Below are 19245 nucleotides of genomic sequence, written 5' to 3' on the forward strand. Positions count from 1 at the left end.
GGGAACTGTTTCTGTGGTTCTCTTTACATAAAGGGCCTGCTTGCCATAAGCAGATATCATAATCTAGAAGGAGGATGTGCAAGATGAAAGTGTATATCGTAGGGATGGGAGCCCTCGGCGTCATGTATGCAGACTATACTAAGGAACACGGCGGTGACGTGTCATTCGTCATGAACGGAATAAGCAGCGAAGATATCATAGCGACCATCAGAAGTGGAGATGTTTGCAGGGACAGTCATCCCTGTGTGCGATAGGCATGGCATACCGGCGCCGGCCAACAGGAAGCTGTATGAGATGGTGAAGGCAATAGAAGAAGAGTACCCACAGGAATAGGGCCGCAGGCAGCGGCTGGAGGCGGATGATATGTACCAATACGAACAGAAGAGCAGGCCCACCGGTAGAAGCAGAAGGCTGGAGGTGCATGCGGGACAGAGACAGGAACCTGTTATCCAGAGACATAAGTTTGATGCAGTGTACAATCTTGTGTGGGGGAGACGCGCGCATTCACGCGATATTCCAAAGATTATACACAGGTTCTGGGCCGGCGGAGCGATGAGCAGGCAGTCCTTTGAGAACATCTTGGGAATGCAGGAAAGAATCAATGACCAGAACCAGTCGGACAGGCGGAGATTCTGGAAGGAAAAGTGGAAACAGATCCTCTGGACCGTGAGGGACATCAATCAGATAAGGGCAGACGGGCTGGACGGCCAGCTGGAACGATTGAGTGCAAGTGGAGTCATAGTCATGGACGCCGGCGAACTGTTGCCCGGCATGACGGAGATAACAGATATGGCCGAATCTGGATATATGGCAAGAGTTGTAGGCAGCATGGAAGATTTAAGCAAGGAGCATCCCGAATTCATAGATCTGAAGTTTCTGTCGGATACGGTGCGTCTCATGGCGGTCAGCTTACATGGCGGCATATATATGGACACGGATATCGGCGCCGGTTCGGTGGACCTGTCTGTACCGCTATATCACCGTGACAGCAGCGCCATGATACCGCTGGCAGGAGTACAGGTACAGAACAGTCAGGCATATGAGCGGCAGAAAACCGGTGACAGGTTCGGCCCTATGCCCCCGGAACTAGCCAGATCCGGCATCACCCAGGAGGACTGGAACCTGTTCCAGAGTACGCTCGCTGACGTACCGAAGCCTGTGTTTAACTACTTTTTCGCAAGCCGTCCCCAAAATCCCAGGATAGTAGCGGCGGCAAGCCGAATGCTGGCAGATCCGCTGGAAAGCGGCATGAATGTCATGGATGCTTTATTTACCGATGCTGACAGGCCCGAAGAATGGATGGTGCAGTGGCTGCTGGATCTGCAGTGGGCAACTTCGGCCAGCGATACACAGGAAGGGACATAAAGATTGCATGTCACTTGTATAGCGAAGGGGAACTTATAGAACTGGATATGTATAAGTATGACGATTATGGCAGGCTGATAGAACCTGTCTGTTATGATGGAGATGAGGAGTTATTGCTTTCTTTTGCTTTATCTGGAAACTAATGCGGCAGGGGGGTTGTAAAAAATAGTCAATAAGGTATTGTTATAGATAAGGAATGACCAATGCGGTCAAACCGGTCTGAACAATGTAAGGCGTGAGGAGATGAATGAGAAGTTTTATACGCTATCGGAGGAAAAGCAGCAGAGCATCATCAATGCGGCCATGGAGGTATTCTCCCAGAATGATTACAAACGGGCTTCTACAGACTTGATAGCATCTAAGGCGGGGGTGTCCAAAGGGCTTCTGTTTTATTACTTTCATAATAAGAAAGAGCTGTATTTATATCTGTATGACTATGTGATGGATGTGATGAAGGAACAGGTGGTGGATAAGAAATTTAATGAGATAACCGATTTCTTCGGGCTGCTCTCCTATGCCTCCGAAAAGAAGGTCAAAGTGCTGCGCAAGAATCCGTACATAACAGACTTTGCCATGCGGGCGTTTTACTCAGAGAAGGAAGATGTGTCGGATGAGCTGAAACAGATCAACTTATCTCAGATAGAAGTCATGTATCAAATGTATTTTGGCAATATCGACGCCTATAAGTTCAAAGACGATGCAGAGCCGTACACGGTCATGAAGATGCTCATATGGATGGCGGACGGCTATCTGCATGACCTTAGGATGTCGGGTAAGCCGATGGATGTAGATATGCTGCTGGATGAGTTTGACCGATGGACGGATATGTTTAGAAAGCTCGTATATAAGGAGGAATACTTGGATGGGCGTGATTGATATCAACAATATAACAAAAGACTACGGGAATGGGCGAGGAGTCTTTGATGTGAGCTTCACCGTAGAAAAAGGTGAAGTCCTGGGCTTCCTCGGTCCTAACGGGGCAGGCAAGACTACGACGATCCGCCAGCTTATGGGGTTCATCAAACCTGACAGCGGAAGCCTGTCAATCCAGGGGATGGACTGTTTCAAAAAAGCGGATAAGATTCAGAAATCAGTCGGATATCTTCCGGGAGAGATCGCATTCATAGATTCTATGAACGGTATGGAGTTCATAAGCTTTGTGGCGAAGCTGAAGAAGATGAATGGGATGGGCCGGGCACACGAACTGATGGAGATGTTCGAGCTGAACGCGTCGGGGAAGCTGAAAAAGATGTCCAAAGGGATGAAGCAGAAGATAGGCATCGTCTGTGCCTTCATGGACACGGGGGCAGATATCCTGATTCTTGACGAGCCGACGAGCGGCCTGGACCCGCTCATGCAGAACCGGTTCGTGGAACTGATACTCGCGGAAAAGAGACGAGGCAGGACGATCCTCATGTCTTCTCATATGTTCGAGGAAGTTGAGCGTACCTGCGGCCGGGCGGCAATCATCCGGGACGGCAGGCTCGTCGCGATGGAAGATATGGGGAAGCTGAGAGAGGGCAGGCAGAAGACGGTGGAGTTCACCTTTTCAAAAGCGGCGATGGCAGCAGAGTTTGCGTCCGGTTTTCCGAAGGCCGCCTGTCAGGGCGGGTCCAGGACAGTGACCGCGCAAGTCGGCCGGAATCTGGATGCCTTTGTAAAAAAGGCCGGCATGTATACGGTGACGGATCTGAACGTGCGCACGCAGAGCCTGGAAGAATTCTTCCTGCATTTCTATGGAGAGGGGGCATCGGAATAATGAATACGACGTTATTTAAAAAAGAAATAAAATCCAACTGGATACTGCTGGCCATCTTTCTGGCAGTGCTCAGCGTGTACGGCAGCATGATCACCATGATGTTCGACCCGAAGATGGGAGACGGCCTTCGTGCGATGGCAGACAGCATGCCGGGCATGTTCGCGGCATTCGGAATGACGAACGTGGGAGCCACCCTGCTCGAATTCGTATCAAGCTATCTGTACGGCGTACTGTATGTCGCTTTTCCAGGTGTCTTTATCATAATCCTGGCAAACAGGCTGGCGGCCCGCTATGTAGACAACGGCTCCATGGCATACCTGCTGGCAGCACCGGTGAAGAGGTGGAAGATCATGCTGACACAGGCGCTGTTCCTTCTGTTGTGCCTTGTCATCATGGTCGGGTTTGCGACCGGGCTGATTCTTATATTCAGCGAAATGCTGTTTCCCGGCGAGATGGACGTGAAAGCATTCCTGCGGCTCAATACCGGCCTACTGGGCCTGCTCGTATTCTTCGGCGGGGCCGGCATGTGCGCTTCCTGCTTCTGCAATGAATCGAAGAATGCGTCCGCCATAAGTACGGCGGTCGTAGTATACTCCCTGCTGCTGCAGATGATATCCAGGGTGGGAGAGAAGTTTGAAAGCCTGAAATATGCCACCCCGCTGACACTGTTCGATATCGACGAGCTGAGCGCGGGGGACGGCGAGGCATGGCTGATGTGCGTCGTCCTGTATGCGGCCGGAATTGTACTGATGGCTGCCGGCATAGCGAGATTCAGCAGAAGAGACCTGCCGCTTTAGGCGGCAGGTCTCTGTTATCGGAAGGACACATCAATGGCACATATCTCACTTTTCGTACCGACCCTCATATTCGGACCGAATACGCCGACACCGGAGGTGACGATATTGTGCATCTTACCTTTCTTCAAGTACCCGTATGCATTTTCCCACATAAGCTTTATCGTCACGTTGCCGGGGAACATCTGTCCGTCGTGCGTATGCCCGCACAGATCCAGATCCACCCCTGCATGTGCAAGCGCATCCAGCTCCTTCGGCTCATGGTCGATGACGATGACGGGCTTATCCATATCCATATCTTCTGTCAGTTCTTCCGCAGTCCTGCGTTCATCGATTCCTCTGCCGGGCCGTTCTTCATCCGCCCTGCCGTACAGATAGAAGGAATCCTCAACAAGCACGCCCTCGTCTCTGAGCAGGGTGATGCCGGAGTCTGTGAGGAACTGGTCCATACGGGGATCGCTTACTTTCTTTTCATCATGGTTGAACGTAAAACCGGCGAGAATCTTCTCCTGTACATCGTGATTGCCATAACAGGCGTATACGCCATAAGTGCTTTTGATACCCCGCAGAGTTGCAGCGATTTTATCCGGGCCGTCCAGGGCATCGAAGTCATTGTCGAAGAAGTCGCCGGCTATGACGACGAGATCTGGGTCTTGCGCGTTTATCTTTTTCACCATCTGCTCCATCTCATAATTACCGGTGTTGTATCCAAGATGCAGGTCAGCGGTCAGCACGACTTTCATAGAATGGATATCCCCGGCATCTTTATCTATCGCCACGTCATATTTCGTCGTGCGGATATGTTTCCCATTCCAGAAGCCGTATACGCTGACAGACAGTATGACGGCGATGCAGACGGTACCCGCCGTGACAAAGGTCCGGCGGGATGAGAGCCGCTGCCGGTCAACTTTGACAACATATTTCAGTATGACGCGGATAAGGTCGGCGGCCGCTACGGTCAGCAGGATGTAGCACACAGTCCCGAACCAGATGTTCGTGAGCGTCTTGAGCCATCTCACGGGCCAGAAAAAGGAAAGGAGGATGGAAAGGGCAAAGAAGCTGTAGACGACGAGCACGGCCGCGCGGACCGGACGTTTCTTGAAATGGCGGGTGCAGGCGCCCATCCAGCGGATGAGCCAGCGGAATACATATAGGTTCAGAAGTATATAGACCGGAGCTAGAAAAACTGCAATCATAATATGCGGACCTCTCTTTATCTTTTTATCTTCAGCCTGAATGCCCCCAGCCGGCCATGGTGCGAATCCTCGGTCATCTGAGGGCATTAAGATTGTAACATATTTGGTAATAAATTTAAAGGCTGTACATATATTGTGTAAAGAGGTGGACAAAGATGCAAAGAGACAGGATATTGAAGGTGCTGCCCATGAAAGTGCGCCGGCTCATCGAGGAAGAACAGCTCCAGTTCGACTATCTGCAGGAGATCAGGCTGAGGACAGGCAAGCCGCTTCTTATTGTTTACCGGGGAGATGAGCTTATGGCAGGGCCGGGACGTGGCAGACCCTACATCGTTACAAAGGAGGATATCAGAGAGATGATGGGATATATCAGCAATTATTCGCTGTATGCATATGAACAGGAGATGAAACAGGGATTTATAACGATTGAAGGAGGACACAGGGTGGGAATGACCGGACAGGCGATCATAGAGGACGGGAAAGTGAAAAACATAAAATACGTATCTTCCGTAAACCTGCGGATTGCGCATGAAGTGCTTGGATGTGCGGATGCAGTATTCCCGTATGTCTCATGCAACAGGCAGCTGTGCCATACGCTCGTCATATCGCCGCCCAGATGTGGCAAGACGACGCTTCTAAGAGATATGATACGCCAGATATCAGACGGAAATGCGTGGGTGAGGGGGATGTCGGTCGGAGTGGTGGACGAACGCTCTGAAATCGGAGGCTGCTATATGGGGGTGGCCCAGAACCATCTCGGGATGCGTACGGACGTACTGGACTGCTGTCCAAAGGCAGAAGGCATGATAATGCTCATACGGTCCATGAGCCCGGAGGTGCTGGCGGTAGATGAGATAGGGGCCGCGGAAGATGTACATGCTGTCGAATATGCCATGCACTGTGGATGCAAGATGCTTGCCAGCATACACGGCGCCTCTATGGAGGAGATAAGGAAGAAGCCGCTGCTTGGCAGGCTCGTACAGGAAAAACGGTTTGAACGGTATATCGTGCTTGGCAGTCACCTGCATCCCGGACAGATAGAAGGAATATATGACGGCCGGGGTTCGCTTCTGTATGAAGAACAGCCGGCGGGACAAGGGGTGTAGGCGGATATGTTGAAGATAGCTGGCGGACTGCTGCTCATTGCAGGGACGACGCTGATGGGGCTGAGAGCGGCATCCGGGATTCAGGATGAGTACAGGCAGATGCAGTATCTGCAGCAGATCATCTATATGCTGCAGAGCGAGATACGTTACAGCAGAGCTTATCTCGGTGAGGCGTTCCTCCATATCAAGGAACAGGTCCGGGAACCGTACGCGGGCTGGCTTGCGCAGATGAGCCGGAGCATGGACAAAAGAGAAGGCGGAATGTTCTCCGATATATGGGAGAAGGAGACGGAGGCATATCTGTCGGCATCCGGGCTTCCGCAGGAAGAGAGAGGACGGCTGGCGGCCCTGGGGGGACGGCTTGGGGCGGCAGACATGGATATGCAGATCAAGACGCTGGAACTGTATCAGGAACAGCTTGCTGTTTCTATGTCGGAAAAAAGAGAGGGAATGAGGACGAAGATGAGATTATGCCGCTGCCTTGGAGTCATGAGCGGCATATTTCTGACAGTCCTGCTTGTATAGAGGAGGCGTGTATGAGTGTTAATCTGATATTTAAAATTGCGGCTGTCGGGATACTGGTATCGGTACTGAGCCAGGTATTGAAGCACAGCGGAAGGGAAGAGCAGGCTTTTCTGACAAGCCTGGCAGGACTGCTTCTCGTACTGTTCTGGATCGTACCGTATATCTATGATCTGTTCGAGTCGATCAAGAAGCTGTTTTCACTTTAAATATATAAAGAGGGGTTGCCATATGAATATGGTTCAGATAGGAGTCATAGGGGTAGTAGGGACGCTGCTTGCCATACAGTTCAAAAGCGGCAAATCAGAATATGGCATCTATATCAGCGTGGTGCTGAGCCTGTTCATCTTTTTCTGCATCATCAGCAGGCTGAACATCATCGTAGATATGATGCGCACGATCAGCAGCTATATCAGCATGGACACGGCCTATATCGGGACGCTGATCAAGATGCTCGGCATCACATATGTGGCGGAATTTTCCTCCGGCATATGCAAGGATGCAGGTTACCAGACGATTGCGGTGCAGATAGAGATATTCGGAAAGCTGGCGGTGCTCGTGCTGAGCATGCCGGTACTGATGGCTCTTCTGGAGACGATTAAGGAATTTCTGTCATGAAAAAATGCATATATATAGTTATCGCCGTGCTGCTGCTGTCAGCCTCCGGCCTGGCCGGTACCGGCAGCATAAAAGAAGTACAGGCCCAGGACAGCCAGGAGGGACAGGCGGATACGGCCCAAAAGGAAGAGGCCGGCAGCGGGGAGCAGGAAGATCCGGGGGTGGTCGAGAAGCAGATTATCAGCAAGTTTGATTTTGATGATATCGATGATTCCTTAAAAGAATTGTTTCCGGAAGAGCGGCTCGACTTTAAAGAGACGCTTATGGCTGTCATCTCCGGGGACATGTCCTTGTCGGCAGACCTGCTGAACAGGCTCGTGTCAGATCAGCTTACCTATGTAGTGCGCAGCAACAAGTCCAATCTCATACATATACTGCTCATTGCCATCATCGCGGCCGTGTTCACGAACTTTTCCAACGTATTCCAGAACAGGCAGATATCAGAGGTGAGCTTCTATATGCTGTACCTGCTGTTGATCGCGCTCTGCCTGAATTCGTTTGAAATCGTCATAGACTGGGTAGAGGGCGGCATCGAAAATCTGACCTCGTTCATGGGCGTTTTCTGTCCGCTTTACTTTCTGGCGGTTGCAATCGCCAAAGGGAGCGTGACGTCCATCGCATTTTTCAACATTGTCCTGTTCCTCATATATCTCGTTGAGATGGTGATTGTGAATTTTCTGCTGCCGGCTGTCCATATATATATCATGGTCAAGGTAATCAATTATCTGTCTTCAGAAGATTATCTGAGCAAGCTGGCGGAACTGCTGCAGGTTGTAATCGTGTGGACGCTTAAGACATTGCTTGCGTGCATCATAGGGCTGAACGTGATACAGGGACTCATAAGCCCTGCCATCGACACGGTAAAAAGGAGCGTCGTCACGCGGGGAGCCGAGGCGATTCCCGGGATAGGGGATGCCATAGGAGGCGTGACCGAAGTCGTGCTCGGGACGGCAGTCCTCGTAAAGAACGGCATCGGAATGACAGGGGCGGTCATCTGCATCGCCCTCTGCGTCGCACCACTGATCCAGACTGGCATCGTCGTCATCATGTATAAGCTTGTGGCGGCCCTGATCCAGCCGGTGTCTGACAAACGGATCGTGGGATGTGTAGAGAGCGTCGGGGACGGGTGCCAGATCCTGATGCGCGTCGTGTTCACGGTCGGGCTTCTGTTCCTCCTGACGATAGCCATCGTATCGGCAGTGACGAGCGGAGTGTAAGGAGGCATTATGTTTCAATATCTATATGAATGGATCCAGAATATCGCTTTTTATATGGTGCTTGTCATGGCAGCCGTACAGGTGCTCCCCAATACGGGCTACAAAAAGTACATACGGTTCTTTACAGGGCTGGTGCTCATACTGATGCTTGCGACACCGATATTCAAGCTTTTCGGAATGGATGAGAGGCTGGCAGACGTATATGACAATGAAGCTTATAAAGAAGAGATAGAACGGATAGAAGATTCTACGAAATATCTGGAGGATGTAGATGCATCCGATTATCTTGGTGCCGGGGAGGAAGAGGAAGAAGATGAGGAGACAGGAAAGGAGACGGTAGAAGTGGAGGAGATTCATATTGGAAGATAAAAAGAAATGGATGGTGAAGATTAAGGAACTGATTCCAGGAGGGAAGCTAAAGAAAGACCAGATTCTCATCATGCTCCTGGCCGGCATACTGCTGCTCGTCATCGCCATTCCGTCCGGCGCCGGAAGCACGGGCAAAAGCAGCAGCCGGTCAGGAAGCGCAGATTCGGCATCGTCCGGTTCGGATGCCGCGAGAGATTCCTATGCGCGCGATATGGAGGCCCATCTGGAGGAAGTGCTGTCGCAGATGGCAGGGGTAGGCGATGTGACGGTGATGATAACGCTCAGATCATCTTCTGAGAAGGTAGTGGAGAAGGATGTGGAGGGAGAGTCGGAGTCGGTGACAGAGTCAGACAGCCAGGGCGGCAGCAGGACGACACAGAATTCGACCCGCGGCGAGACGACTGTATATGACGGCGGCAGCGCCCAGGACGGGTCTCCTTATATAAGCAAAGAAATAAGCCCGCAGGTAGAGGGGGTGGTGGTGCTGGCATCCGGCGGGAATAATGCGGTCGTCGTTCAGAATATAACTGAGGCAGTTCAAGCATTATTTGGCGTAGACACGCATAAAATTAAGATAATGAAGAAGAATTAAAAGAAGTGGTGAATTAGGAGGGTGAACAGTGAAACGAATATTTAGGAAAAACCAGGTGATTATTGCTGCTCTTGCTGTTATGATTGCCGCTGCAGGATATCTGAACTATTCCGGCAGATTATTCAATGACAAGGATAAGAGCACTGAGACGAGTGGAGAGCTGGCTAATAAAGAGCTTCTGGACATCTCAGATGAGGACCTGGCAAGCGCGTCGGGAGACATCCAGAGCCAGGACAGTGACAGCGAAGGGAAAGACGGCAGCGTAGACGGCACTCCCGGCGAGGCTGTACTCACAAACGGAGACGCCAGCGCGGTAGTTGCCGAGGCAAAAGTGACAAGAGAACAGGTGCGTGCCAAAAACAAGGAATCTCTGATGGAGATTATCGACAATGACAAGCTGAGCGACGAGCAGAAAAAAGATGCAGTGAACCAGATGGTACAGATGACGGACCTGGCAGAAAAAGAAGCGGCAGCAGAAACCCTTCTGGCATCCAAGGGCTTCAACGAGGCGGTCGTGAGCCTTACGGCAGAAAGCGCTGATGTCGTCGTCAATGCGGATGAATTAAGCGACGCGAACAGGGCACAGATTGAAGACATAGTATCCCGCAAGACGGGAATAGACGCGCAGAACATAGTGATAACACCGGTACGCTCTGACGGTAAATAGCCGGTGGCATGGTAAGGAGAAATATTGCTGCAGCATGAGGCATAGTCGGCCATGGCTATGCCATTTTGCTGTCCGTATCTTCGACAAAGCAGCGGAAAATTTCAATTGTAGATCAAAAGCGGGTATGTTATACTGACTAATGGTGTTTGATTGGGATATACTTACGATATATCCATATGGAACGGATTAAAATTAGGAGTGTAGACATGCCACAGATGAATAATGAAATCAAAAATGAAATAAAGAAGAGGCGGACGTTCGCTATCATCTCACATCCTGACGCGGGCAAGACTACGCTGACGGAAAAGTTCCTCCTGTACGGCGGGGCCATCAACTCAGCCGGGAGCGTGAAAGGCAAAGCGACCTCGAAACATGCGGTCTCTGACTGGATGGAAATCGAGAAGGAGAGGGGAATCTCGGTCACCTCGTCCGTACTCCAGTTCAACTACGACGGGTACTGTATCAATATACTTGATACGCCGGGGCATCAGGATTTTTCGGAGGACACTTACCGGACGCTTATGGCTGCTGATTCGGCCGTTATGGTCATTGATGCGTCAAAGGGTGTGGAGGCGCAGACGAGAAAGCTGTTCAAAGTCTGTACGATGCGCCATATCCCGATATTTACATTTATCAATAAGATGGACCGGGAGGCCATGGATACCTTTGAGCTTCTGGACGATATCGAGCAGGAGCTCGGAATCGCCACCTGTCCGGTCAACTGGCCGATAGGCTCGGGGAAGAACTTCAAAGGGGTGTACGACCGCGCGGAAAAGGAAGTCGAACTCTTCTCTGATACAAAGAAGGGGACGACACAGGGTGAAGTGCGGAAGGTAAAGTTCAATGACCCGGAAATCGCGTGGCTCATCGAGGATTCCCAGAGGGTGCAGCTGGAAGAAGAGATGGAACTGCAGGACGGTGCCGGTGCGGAATTTGACCAGGAGCTTGTGAGCCGGGGAGAACTTTCCCCTGTATTTTTCGGCTCCGCCCTTACGAACTTCGGCGTCGAGACATTCCTTCAGCATTTTCTTAAGATGACATCGCCACCGCTTCCAAGGATTGCGGACAAAGGCGAGATAGATCCGATGGAGGAGCCGGATTTCTCCGCGTTTGTCTTTAAGATCCAGGGGAATATGAATAAAGCGCACCGTGACAGGATTGCATTTATGCGTATCTGCTCCGGGGAGTTCGAGGCAGGCATGGAAGTGTACCATATGCAGGGAGGCCGGAAGGTCCGGCTGTCCCAGCCTCAGCAGATGATGGCGAGCGAACGCAAGATGATCGACAAAGCCTATGGGGGAGATATCATAGGCGTGTTCGACCCTGGTATCTTCTCTATCGGTGATACGTTGACCACATCGGCAGAACGGTACGCATATGAAGGCATACCGACCTTCGCGCCGGAGCATTTTGCAAGGGTGCGCCAGGTGGATACGATGAAGCGCAAGCAGTTCATCAAGGGAATCAGCCAGATCGCCCAGGAAGGCGCTATCCAGATATTCCAGGAATATAATACGGGCATGGAAGAGATCATCGTCGGAGTCGTCGGAGTGCTGCAGTTCGATGTGCTCAAGTACAGACTGGAGAACGAGTACAATGTAGAGATCCGCATGGACAGCCTTCCGTATGAATTTATCCGCTGGATTGAAAATGAGGATATAGATATGGCGAAGCTGGCGGGAACATCTGACATGAAGAAAGTCAAGGATTTGAGAGGCCGGCCGCTGCTTTTGTTCGTCAACGAATGGAGCATCCGCATGACACAGGAGCGCAACGAAGGGCTGGCCCTGTCCGAATTTGGCCGCTAAACATGTTTGTTCGTCTTTAAATGTTCAATAAAGTTTGCAAATAAGTGCAAATTTGTTATAATAAAAAGAAGCGTAAAACCAGACAGGAGGTTTATGGATTATGGGAAAAGAAGAGAGAGATGCATATACGATAAAAGCAGATGAGAATCTGGGCGAAGTGAAGATTGCCGACGAGGTAGTGGCTATCATCGCCGGACTTGCCGCGATGGAAGTGGAAGGCGTGGCGTCCATGGCGGGCAATGCCACGAGAGAGCTGATAGGGAAGCTTGGCATGAAGTCTCTTTCCAAAGGCGTGAAGGTGGATGTGCTGGAGGGAATCGTGACGGTCAGCCTTGCGCTGAACCTGAAGTACGGCTACAGCATCAAAGACGTCACAGGCAAGGTTCAGGAGAAGGTAAAGACCGCAATCGAAAACATGACGGGCCTTGACGTGGCTGATGTAAATATCCGCGTGGCCGGAGTGCAGATGCCGGAGGAAGCATAAGTGAAGAGAACGCAGTTGAGAGAACATATCTTCAAGATGGTGTTCTGTATGGATTTCTGCCGGGAAGGGGAGATACCGGAACAGCTTGCGCTCTATGCGGGACAGCTTGAGAGTGCCGGAGAGGAAGACTTGGAGTACATCAGCGGGAAATCCCGTAAGATTGCGGCAAGGACAGAAGAGATTGACAGGCTTATCAATGAGCATGCCACGGGCTGGAAGACGGGCAGGATGAACAAGGTTGACCTTACCATCCTGCGGCTCGCCGTATATGAGATGAAATGGGATGAGGACGTGCCGACCGGAGTTGCCATCGATGAAGCGGTAGAGCTTGCGAAGAAATACAGCGGTGAAGAGGGGCCCGCGTTTATCAATGGCGTGCTTGCGAAGCTGGCTGATTAACCGGGAGTAAGTAGACGATGCAGAATGTATATACAGTAAAGCAAGTGAACGCATACATTAAAAATATGTTTACCCAGGACTACATGCTCGGCCGCATCTACGTGAAGGGCGAAGTCTCTAATTGTAAATATCACACTTCGGGACATATATATTTTTCGTTAAAGGATGAGTCTGGAACGATTGCCTGTGTCATGTTTGCAGGGCAGCGAGGCGGGCTCTCTTTTCGTATGGGCGAAGGTCAGCAGGTCATCGTGATGGGGGCCGTAAACGTGTACGAGAGGAGCGGTTCCTATCAGCTCTATGCAAAAGAGATCCGTCTCGACGGGGAAGGCGTCCTGTATGAGAAGTTCCAGATGCTGAAGCGTGAGCTGGAAGAGATGGGGATGTTTGCTTTGGAATATAAGAAGCCGATTCCGGCCTATGCACAGAGGATTGGCGTCGTCACCGCGCCGACCGGCGCTGCGGTGAGGGATATCATGAATATTACCAGGCGGCGTAATCCATACGTACAGCTTATCCTGTACCCTGCCAAGGTGCAGGGAGAGGGTGCGAAGGAGAGCATCGTGCGTGGCATCCGGATGCTCCAGCAGGCGGAAGTGGATGTGATGATTGTCGGCCGCGGCGGCGGTTCTATCGAAGACTTGTGGGCATTCAACGAAGAAGAAGTGGCGCGGGCAATCTTCGACTGCCCTGTGCCGGTCATATCTGCGGTAGGGCACGAGACGGATACGACGATAGCGGATTATGTGGCGGACCTTAGAGCACCTACTCCGTCGGCCGCGGCGGAGCTGGCGGTATATGATTACGGGAAGCTGAGCGGTGAACTTGCAGAAGCCAAGGTGCGGCTGTCCCGGCTTATGAGGCAGAAAATCCAGTTGGAAAGGCTGCGGATGAGGGAATATCAGACGAAGCTCAAGTATCTGCACCCGGAGCATAAGCTCAGAGAGCAGCAGCAGAGGCTGTCCGATATGGAGGACAGGCTTCGCGCCGTCATGCAGGGAAAGCTTACCGACGCCAGGCACAGGCTTGCCGTATATGTTGAGATGATGAAGGGCCTGTCACCGGTTGGCAAGCTGAACCAGGGCTATTCTTACGTACAGGGGACATCCGGCAGGGCGGTAAAGAGCATCCGGGACATTAAAGCGGATGACAGGCTGTCCATCTATGTGACGGACGGTATCATACACGCGGTCGTGGACGAGGTGAAGGAGGTTGAACATGGCTAAAGAAGAGAAGGAGAGGAAAGATCAGACGCTGAATGAGGTATTCGGGGAACTGGAGGAAGTGATAAAAGGGCTGGAAGCAGAAGACGTATCGCTTGAGGAATCTTTCCGTCTGTATCACAATGGCATGGATATGCTGAAAAGATGCAGCGATAAAGTAGATAAGATTGAGAAACAGATGCTCGTTCTGGACGAAGAGGGAGAGACGCATGAATTCTAAAAATGAGTTTAATATACAGAGTACACGTAAAGTGGAGGAGATAGAGGCGATGCTCCAGAACTATCTTCCGAAGCAGAAAGGATACCAGAGCATCATCATGGAGGCCATGTCCTACAGCCTGCTGGCGGGAGGCAAACGGCTCCGGCCGATGCTCATGAAGGAGACGTATGATCTGTTTGACGGGACGTCGAAGGCGCTGGAGCCGTTCATGGCGGCGATAGAGATGATCCATACGTATTCTCTCGTCCACGACGATCTCCCCGCCATGGACAATGACGAGTACCGGAGGGGGCGTAGGACGACCCATGTAGTCTACGGGGAAGATATGGGCATCCTAGCGGGAGACGCTCTGCTCAACTATGCATTTGAGACGGCATTCAAGGCCTTCGTCACAGAGCCGGAGGACAGCCTGCTCATAGGAAGAGCGCTCGGCGTGCTTGGGGAGAAGGCCGGCATCTACGGCATGATCGGCGGACAGGTGATCGATGTCAAAGAGACGGGGCATGCGATATCCAAAGAGGTGCTCGACACGATATATGAGCTTAAGACTGCAGCCCTGATTGAAAGCGCCATGATGATTGGCGCCATACTGGGGGGAGCTTCGGAAGAAGAAGTAAAAGCGGTAGAGCAGATTGCGAGGAATGTCGGGATCGCGTTCCAGATTCAGGATGATATCTTGGATGTGGTGAGTTCATCCGAGGTGCTCGGCAAGCCGGTGCACAGCGATGAAAAGAATGATAAGACGACGTATGTCACGCTGCTTGGAATCGAGGAGGCGGCAAAGACTGTGGAAGAGCTGTCACAGAAGGCGGTGGGCCTGCTGCATCAGCTTCCGGGCGAGAATGCCTATCTGGATCAGCTGCTCATGCAGCTGATCCACAGGGACAAATAGAGAGGGTGCCTGATTATGTTAGAACGCATACGGAAAGAAAACGATATCAAAGAGCTTGATATGGAGGAACTATATGAGCTGTCCGGCGAGATCCGCCGGTTTCTCATAGAGAAGATCAGCAAGACGGGCGGACATCTTGCGTCCAACCTCGGGGTGGTGGAGCTGACGATGGCCATGCACCTGATGTTCGACCTTCCGGAAGACAAGATTATCTGGGATGTCGGCCACCAGTCCTATACGCATAAGCTTCTCACCGGGCGGAAGGCCGGCTTTGACGATTTGCGCAAATATGGCGGGATGAGCGGCTTTCCGAAGCGGAAGGAAAGTGAATGTGACGCCTTTGACACAGGCCACAGCTCCACGTCCATCTCTGCAGGCCTCGGCTATGTGGAAGCGAGGGATATCAGAGGGGAGGACTACAGCGTCATCTCCGTCATCGGCGACGGTTCGCTGACCGGCGGCATGGCCTATGAGGCGCTGAACAATGCGTCCCACCTGAAGAAGAACTTTATTATCGTGCTCAATGACAACCATATGTCCATATCAGAAAATGTCGGCGGCATGTCCAAGTATCTGGCGAAGCTGCGCACGGCAGATTTCTATACCGGATTGAAGAGAGGGGTTACGAACACGCTTCACAAAGTGCCCGTCGTTGGGGACTCTGTGATTGAAAAGATCCACAGGACGAAGAGCAGCATCAAACAGCTCGTCGTTCCGGGGATGTTCTTTGAAGATATGGGAATCACATATCTGGGGCCGGTGCCGGGACATAACCTGCCTCTTTTGTGTAAGGCGTTTAAAGAAGCAGGTAAGATCAACGGCCCGGTACTTCTCCACGTCCTGACAGAAAAAGGGAAGGGATATGGCCCCGCGGAGGAATATCCGGAGAAATTCCATGGAATAGGGCCTTTTGACATCGAGACGGGAGATGTACTGTCGAAAAAGGAGAAAGATACGTACACGGATGTCTTTGGAAAGGTGATTTGTGACATTGCAGCGCATAATCCGGATGTAGCTGCCATAACGGCCGCCATGGCGGACGGTACCGGGCTTGACCGGTTCCGGAGAATGTTCCGGAAGAGGTTCTTCGACGTGGGGATCGCGGAAGCCCATGGCGTGACATTTGCCGCAGGTCTGGCCGCGGGAGGGGTCAAGCCGGTATTTGCCGTATATTCTTCCTTCCTACAGAGAGCCTATGACCAGATCATCCATGACGTGGCGCTCCAGAACCTGCCGGTCGTATTTGCGGTAGACAGGGCGGGTCTGGTCGGCAATGACGGTGAGACGCATCAGGGAATCTTCGACCTTTCTTATCTGAGCAGCATACCGAATATGGTCGTCATGTCTCCGAAGCATAAGTGGGAGCTGGCTGATATGCTGCGCTTTGCGGTGGCATATGACGGGCCTGTAGCCGTGCGTTACCCGCGGGGGACAGCCTATGACCGGTACGAAGAATTCCGTGCGCCTGTCGTATATGGCAGGAGCGAGATGATATATGAAGAAGAGGATATCGCGGTCTTGAGCGTGGGGCATATGTTTGAGGAAGCGGTGGGCGTGTGGAAGTCGCTGAAAGAGAAGGGGTACCGGTGCACCCTTGTCAATGCGAGGTTCGTGAAGCCGCTGGACGTAGAGATGGTGGAGCGGCTTGGCAGAAATCACCGCCTGCTTGTCACGATAGAAGAAAATGTGCAGAGCGGGGGCTTTGGCGAGCATGTCCTCGAGTTCGTATCCAGAAGGAAGGTTCCGCTACACGTGCTGACGGCTGCTCTGCCGGACGATTATGTGGAACACGGCAATATAGACGTGCTGCGCAAAGAGACGGGAATCGACCGGCAATCGATAGCGGAACGTATTATAGAAACATACACGAAAGTTGTGGAAAGCATATGAAAGAACGGTTGGATGTATTACTTGTAAAGAGGAACCTGGCGGCGTCCAGAGAGAAGGCCAAGGCAGTCATCATGTCTGGCAGCGTGTTCGTGGAGGGCCAGCGGGAAGACAAGGCCGGCACTACATTTCCGGAAGAGGTCCGGATAGAGGTGCGAGGGAGCACGCTTCCGTATGTGAGCAGGGGCGGGCTGAAGCTTGAGAAGGCGCTTCAGAACTTTGATGTAAGCGTGGACGGCAAGGTCTGTACGGACGTAGGGTCCTCCACAGGCGGTTTCACAGACTGTATGCTTCAAAACGGCGCGGTGAAGGTATATGCCATCGATGTCGGAAGGGGGCAGCTCGACTGGAAGCTCAGACAGGATTCCAGGGTCGTCTGCATGGAGAAGACGAATATCCGGTATGTAACGCCGGAAGACATCGGAGAGCCGGTAGAGTTCTCCTCCATCGATGTGTCTTTTATCTCTCTGACAAAGGTGCTGGAACCTATCCGTAATTATCTTTCGGACGACGGGCAGATTGTCGCCCTCATCAAGCCTCAGTTTGAGGCGGGCAGAGATAAGGTGGGAAAAAAGGGCGTTGTGAGGGACCCTGGCACGCACATCGAGGTGATTGGAAAAGTGATCCGGTATGCAATGTCCATAGGATTTGCGGTACTGAACCTGGAATTCTCTCCGATCAAGGGGCCGGAAGGCAATATTGAATATCTTGTCCATCTGGAAAAGTGTGGGGAAACAGACAGGATTTCTGATATGATAGATATTGAAAAGACGGTGGGACAGGCTTTTGGCTCGCTGGCCAAAGGCTAATATAAGAATACTTGAGGGTGCGTATGGACAGATTTTATATAGTGACGAACGATGGAAAGGATCCGGACCGCCAGGTTACGGGAAAAGTAAAACGGCTCTTGGAAGACGGCGGGAAGACTTGTATATTGTGTGAGAAAGATGAGCAGAAAGTGATTATTCCGGAGAGCGTGCCGGATGCGATCGACTGTGCGGTTGTCATAGGTGGGGACGGAAGCCTTATTGAGGTCGCAAGGCTTTTCAGAGACCGGAACGTACCGGTCCTTGGCATCAACATGGGGACGCTCGGATACCTTACCGAAGTGGAGCTCTGCCATCTGGACGATGCGATGCGGCAGATTCTGCGGGGCGACTATGCCAAAGAAGAACGTATGATGCTGGAGGGTATATTTGAAGACGGGAGCAGCGATGTCTCTCTCAATGATATCGTCGTATCCAGAAAAGGTGAGCTCAGGGTCATCCATTTCAGGTTGTATGTGAACGGAGAACTGCTCAATGCCTATGAGGCGGACGGGGTAATCATCTCCACGCCGACCGGCTCTACTGCGTATAACCTGTCGGCCGGCGGGCCTATCGTAGAGCCGACGGCTTCTATGATCGTGATCACGCCGATATGCTCGCACGCGCTTAACACGAGAAGCATCGTGCTGTCCGCCGAAGATGAGATCGTGATTGAGATCGGCAAGGGCAGGCATGATACGACAGAGGAAGTGTTCGTCACGTTCGATGGGGCAGACACGGTGAATCTGGAGACAGGAAGCAGCGTTACGATCAGGAAGTCGGAAGCTGTCACGGAGATTATAAAGCTGAGCCAGGTGAGTTTTTTAGAAACGCTGCGCAGAAAGATGAAAGGAAACTAACATCATGAAAGTAAACAGACATGCGAAGATTATTGAACTTATCAACAAATACCATATAGAGACACAGGAAGAGCTGGCGGATTATCTCACGAACGAGGGCTTCAAGGTTACGCAGGCTACCGTCTCCCGGGACATACGCGACCTTAAGCTTACCAAGGTTCCCTCCGAGAACGGAAAACAGCGCTATGCAATCCACCAGAGCGCCCAGAGCGGCATGAGTGAAAAATATATGCGCGTGCTCAAAGACGGCTATGTCTCTATGGACATGGCACAGAACATACTAGTCATCAAGACGGTGGCCGGCATGGCGATGGCCGTGTGTGCCGCCATTGACGCGATGAAGTGGAATGAAGTGGTGGGAAGCATCGCGGGGGACGACACGATCATGTGCGCAATCCGCAGTGTGGATGATACGGTCCGTGTTATGGACAAAATAAGCAAAATTGTCTTGTAGGAGGCAG

At 51.8% G+C, this 19245-nt stretch carries 25 protein-coding genes; 24 read left to right on the forward strand and 1 reads right to left on the reverse strand.

What is annotated here, in order from left to right:
* Window positions 1–83 precede the first annotated feature (83 nt).
* From E1963_RS19550 to E1963_RS03095, 6 genes are all read left to right on the forward strand, one after another.
* Window positions 84–254, forward strand: a complete 171-nt coding sequence (locus E1963_RS19550; RefSeq protein ID WP_167482094.1) for a hypothetical protein — start codon at window positions 84–86, stop codon at window positions 252–254.
* Window positions 244–333, forward strand: a complete 90-nt coding sequence (locus E1963_RS03075; protein WP_167482095.1) for a hypothetical protein — start codon at window positions 244–246, stop codon at window positions 331–333. The genes E1963_RS19550 and E1963_RS03075 overlap by 11 nt, the downstream gene beginning before the upstream one ends.
* Window positions 334–363: 30 nt before the next feature.
* Complete coding sequence (locus tag E1963_RS03080; protein ID WP_132275124.1) at window positions 364–1365, forward strand: glycosyltransferase; 1002 nt, start codon at window positions 364–366, stop codon at window positions 1363–1365.
* Between the two features lie 243 nt (window positions 1366–1608).
* Entirely contained in the window at window positions 1609–2241 is a 633-nt protein-coding gene (locus tag E1963_RS03085) for a TetR/AcrR family transcriptional regulator (protein WP_132275127.1), read from the forward strand.
* Window positions 2228–3124 carry an ABC transporter ATP-binding protein gene (locus E1963_RS03090; RefSeq protein WP_132275130.1) on the forward strand — a complete coding sequence of 299 codons (897 nt, stop codon included), beginning with the start codon at window positions 2228–2230 and terminating at the stop codon, window positions 3122–3124. The genes E1963_RS03085 and E1963_RS03090 overlap by 14 nt, the downstream gene beginning before the upstream one ends.
* Entirely contained in the window at window positions 3124–3921 is a 798-nt protein-coding gene (locus tag E1963_RS03095; protein ID WP_201271983.1) for an ABC transporter permease subunit, read from the forward strand. The genes E1963_RS03090 and E1963_RS03095 overlap by 1 nt, the downstream gene beginning before the upstream one ends.
* Window positions 3922–3935: 14 nt before the next feature.
* Here E1963_RS03095 and E1963_RS03100 read toward each other — a convergent pair whose 3' ends face one another.
* Window positions 3936–5114, reverse strand: a complete 1179-nt coding sequence (locus tag E1963_RS03100) for a metallophosphoesterase (protein ID WP_132275135.1) — start codon at window positions 5112–5114, stop codon at window positions 3936–3938.
* Between the two features lie 155 nt (window positions 5115–5269).
* Here E1963_RS03100 and spoIIIAA point away from each other — a divergent pair, with 155 nt between their 5' ends.
* From spoIIIAA to argR, 18 genes are all read left to right on the forward strand, one after another.
* Complete coding sequence (spoIIIAA, locus tag E1963_RS03105; RefSeq protein ID WP_132275138.1) at window positions 5270–6220, forward strand: stage III sporulation protein AA; 951 nt, start codon at window positions 5270–5272, stop codon at window positions 6218–6220.
* Window positions 6221–6226: 6 nt separating this feature from the next.
* Window positions 6227–6745: a stage III sporulation protein AB gene (locus E1963_RS03110; RefSeq protein ID WP_132275140.1), complete on the forward strand. Its 519-nt coding sequence runs from the start codon at window positions 6227–6229 to the stop codon at window positions 6743–6745.
* Between the two features lie 11 nt (window positions 6746–6756).
* Window positions 6757–6951 carry a stage III sporulation protein AC gene (spoIIIAC, locus tag E1963_RS03115; protein ID WP_049728145.1) on the forward strand — a complete coding sequence of 65 codons (195 nt, stop codon included), beginning with the start codon at window positions 6757–6759 and terminating at the stop codon, window positions 6949–6951.
* A 22-nt stretch (window positions 6952–6973) separates the two neighbouring features.
* A complete protein-coding gene (locus E1963_RS03120; protein WP_132275143.1) occupies window positions 6974–7360 on the forward strand; it encodes a SpoIIIAC/SpoIIIAD family protein in 387 nt (128 codons plus the stop codon).
* Window positions 7357–8577: a stage III sporulation protein AE gene (locus E1963_RS03125; RefSeq protein WP_132275145.1), complete on the forward strand. Its 1221-nt coding sequence runs from the start codon at window positions 7357–7359 to the stop codon at window positions 8575–8577. The genes E1963_RS03120 and E1963_RS03125 overlap by 4 nt, the downstream gene beginning before the upstream one ends.
* Window positions 8578–8586: 9 nt before the next feature.
* Window positions 8587–8946: a stage III sporulation protein AF gene (locus E1963_RS03130; protein ID WP_132275148.1), complete on the forward strand. Its 360-nt coding sequence runs from the start codon at window positions 8587–8589 to the stop codon at window positions 8944–8946.
* Window positions 8936–9538 carry a hypothetical protein gene (locus tag E1963_RS03135; protein ID WP_330570665.1) on the forward strand — a complete coding sequence of 201 codons (603 nt, stop codon included), beginning with the start codon at window positions 8936–8938 and terminating at the stop codon, window positions 9536–9538. Before E1963_RS03130 ends, E1963_RS03135 begins: the two co-directional genes overlap by 11 nt.
* Window positions 9539–9566: 28 nt before the next feature.
* Window positions 9567–10205 (forward strand): SpoIIIAH-like family protein, encoded by a 639-nt coding sequence (locus tag E1963_RS03140; RefSeq protein ID WP_132275154.1) that lies wholly within the window; start codon window positions 9567–9569, stop codon window positions 10203–10205.
* A 206-nt stretch (window positions 10206–10411) separates the two neighbouring features.
* Window positions 10412–12013: a peptide chain release factor 3 gene (locus tag E1963_RS03145; protein ID WP_132275157.1), complete on the forward strand. Its 1602-nt coding sequence runs from the start codon at window positions 10412–10414 to the stop codon at window positions 12011–12013.
* Window positions 12014–12113: 100 nt separating this feature from the next.
* The gene (locus tag E1963_RS03150) at window positions 12114–12497 is read left to right on the forward strand and encodes an Asp23/Gls24 family envelope stress response protein (RefSeq protein ID WP_066575699.1); all 384 of its coding nucleotides are present in this window, start codon (window positions 12114–12116) and stop codon (window positions 12495–12497) included.
* Window positions 12498–12896 (forward strand): transcription antitermination factor NusB, encoded by a 399-nt coding sequence (gene nusB, locus E1963_RS03155; protein WP_132275159.1) that lies wholly within the window; start codon window positions 12498–12500, stop codon window positions 12894–12896. It abuts the gene before it with no gap.
* 17 nt (window positions 12897–12913) lie between these two features.
* Window positions 12914–14122, forward strand: a complete 1209-nt coding sequence (gene xseA, locus E1963_RS03160; protein WP_132275162.1) for an exodeoxyribonuclease VII large subunit — start codon at window positions 12914–12916, stop codon at window positions 14120–14122.
* Entirely contained in the window at window positions 14115–14339 is a 225-nt protein-coding gene (gene xseB / locus E1963_RS03165) for an exodeoxyribonuclease VII small subunit (RefSeq protein ID WP_066575712.1), read from the forward strand. The genes xseA and xseB overlap by 8 nt, the downstream gene beginning before the upstream one ends.
* On the forward strand, window positions 14329–15231 hold the full coding sequence (locus E1963_RS03170) for a polyprenyl synthetase family protein (protein ID WP_132275165.1): 903 nt from the start codon (window positions 14329–14331) through the stop codon (window positions 15229–15231). The genes xseB and E1963_RS03170 overlap by 11 nt, the downstream gene beginning before the upstream one ends.
* A 15-nt stretch (window positions 15232–15246) precedes the next feature.
* Window positions 15247–17121, forward strand: coding sequence for a 1-deoxy-D-xylulose-5-phosphate synthase (dxs, locus tag E1963_RS03175; RefSeq protein ID WP_132275168.1), 1875 nt, complete (start codon window positions 15247–15249; stop codon window positions 17119–17121).
* Window positions 17118–17927, forward strand: coding sequence for a TlyA family RNA methyltransferase (locus E1963_RS03180; protein WP_132275171.1), 810 nt, complete (start codon window positions 17118–17120; stop codon window positions 17925–17927). The genes dxs and E1963_RS03180 overlap by 4 nt, the downstream gene beginning before the upstream one ends.
* 23 nt (window positions 17928–17950) lie before the next feature.
* Window positions 17951–18784 (forward strand): NAD(+)/NADH kinase, encoded by an 834-nt coding sequence (locus E1963_RS03185; RefSeq protein WP_132275173.1) that lies wholly within the window; start codon window positions 17951–17953, stop codon window positions 18782–18784.
* A 4-nt stretch (window positions 18785–18788) separates the two neighbouring features.
* A complete protein-coding gene (argR, locus tag E1963_RS03190; protein WP_066575736.1) occupies window positions 18789–19238 on the forward strand; it encodes an arginine repressor in 450 nt (149 codons plus the stop codon).
* Window positions 19239–19245 lie beyond the last annotated feature (7 nt).

It is taken from the genome of Extibacter muris, assembly GCF_004345005.1.
Classification (GTDB): Bacteria; Bacillota; Clostridia; order Lachnospirales; family Lachnospiraceae; genus Extibacter; species Extibacter muris.

Excerpts from the sequence above, each read along its gene's own strand:
- E1963_RS19550 (WP_167482094.1), top strand. The coding sequence starts at position 84 with ATGAAAGTGTATATCGTAGGGATGGGAGCCCTCGGCGTCATGTATGCA.
- E1963_RS03080 (WP_132275124.1), top strand. The coding sequence starts at position 364 with ATGTACCAATACGAACAGAAGAGCAGGCCCACCGGTAGAAGCAGAAGG.
- E1963_RS03085 (WP_132275127.1), top strand. The coding sequence starts at position 1,609 with ATGAATGAGAAGTTTTATACGCTATCGGAGGAAAAGCAGCAGAGCATC.
- E1963_RS03090 (WP_132275130.1), top strand. The coding sequence starts at position 2,228 with ATGGGCGTGATTGATATCAACAATATAACAAAAGACTACGGGAATGGG.
- E1963_RS03095 (WP_201271983.1), top strand. The coding sequence starts at position 3,124 with ATGAATACGACGTTATTTAAAAAAGAAATAAAATCCAACTGGATACTG.
- E1963_RS03100 (WP_132275135.1), bottom strand. The coding sequence starts at position 5,114 with ATGATTGCAGTTTTTCTAGCTCCGGTCTATATACTTCTGAACCTATAT.
- spoIIIAA (WP_132275138.1), top strand. The coding sequence starts at position 5,270 with ATGCAAAGAGACAGGATATTGAAGGTGCTGCCCATGAAAGTGCGCCGG.
- E1963_RS03110 (WP_132275140.1), top strand. The coding sequence starts at position 6,227 with ATGTTGAAGATAGCTGGCGGACTGCTGCTCATTGCAGGGACGACGCTG.
- spoIIIAC (WP_049728145.1), top strand. The coding sequence starts at position 6,757 with ATGAGTGTTAATCTGATATTTAAAATTGCGGCTGTCGGGATACTGGTA.
- E1963_RS03120 (WP_132275143.1), top strand. The coding sequence starts at position 6,974 with ATGAATATGGTTCAGATAGGAGTCATAGGGGTAGTAGGGACGCTGCTT.
- E1963_RS03125 (WP_132275145.1), top strand. The coding sequence starts at position 7,357 with ATGAAAAAATGCATATATATAGTTATCGCCGTGCTGCTGCTGTCAGCC.
- E1963_RS03130 (WP_132275148.1), top strand. The coding sequence starts at position 8,587 with ATGTTTCAATATCTATATGAATGGATCCAGAATATCGCTTTTTATATG.
- E1963_RS03145 (WP_132275157.1), top strand. The coding sequence starts at position 10,412 with ATGCCACAGATGAATAATGAAATCAAAAATGAAATAAAGAAGAGGCGG.
- E1963_RS03150 (WP_066575699.1), top strand. The coding sequence starts at position 12,114 with ATGGGAAAAGAAGAGAGAGATGCATATACGATAAAAGCAGATGAGAAT.
- xseA (WP_132275162.1), top strand. The coding sequence starts at position 12,914 with ATGCAGAATGTATATACAGTAAAGCAAGTGAACGCATACATTAAAAAT.
- xseB (WP_066575712.1), top strand. The coding sequence starts at position 14,115 with ATGGCTAAAGAAGAGAAGGAGAGGAAAGATCAGACGCTGAATGAGGTA.
- E1963_RS03170 (WP_132275165.1), top strand. The coding sequence starts at position 14,329 with ATGAATTCTAAAAATGAGTTTAATATACAGAGTACACGTAAAGTGGAG.
- dxs (WP_132275168.1), top strand. The coding sequence starts at position 15,247 with ATGTTAGAACGCATACGGAAAGAAAACGATATCAAAGAGCTTGATATG.
- E1963_RS03180 (WP_132275171.1), top strand. The coding sequence starts at position 17,118 with ATGAAAGAACGGTTGGATGTATTACTTGTAAAGAGGAACCTGGCGGCG.
- E1963_RS03185 (WP_132275173.1), top strand. The coding sequence starts at position 17,951 with ATGGACAGATTTTATATAGTGACGAACGATGGAAAGGATCCGGACCGC.
- argR (WP_066575736.1), top strand. The coding sequence starts at position 18,789 with ATGAAAGTAAACAGACATGCGAAGATTATTGAACTTATCAACAAATAC.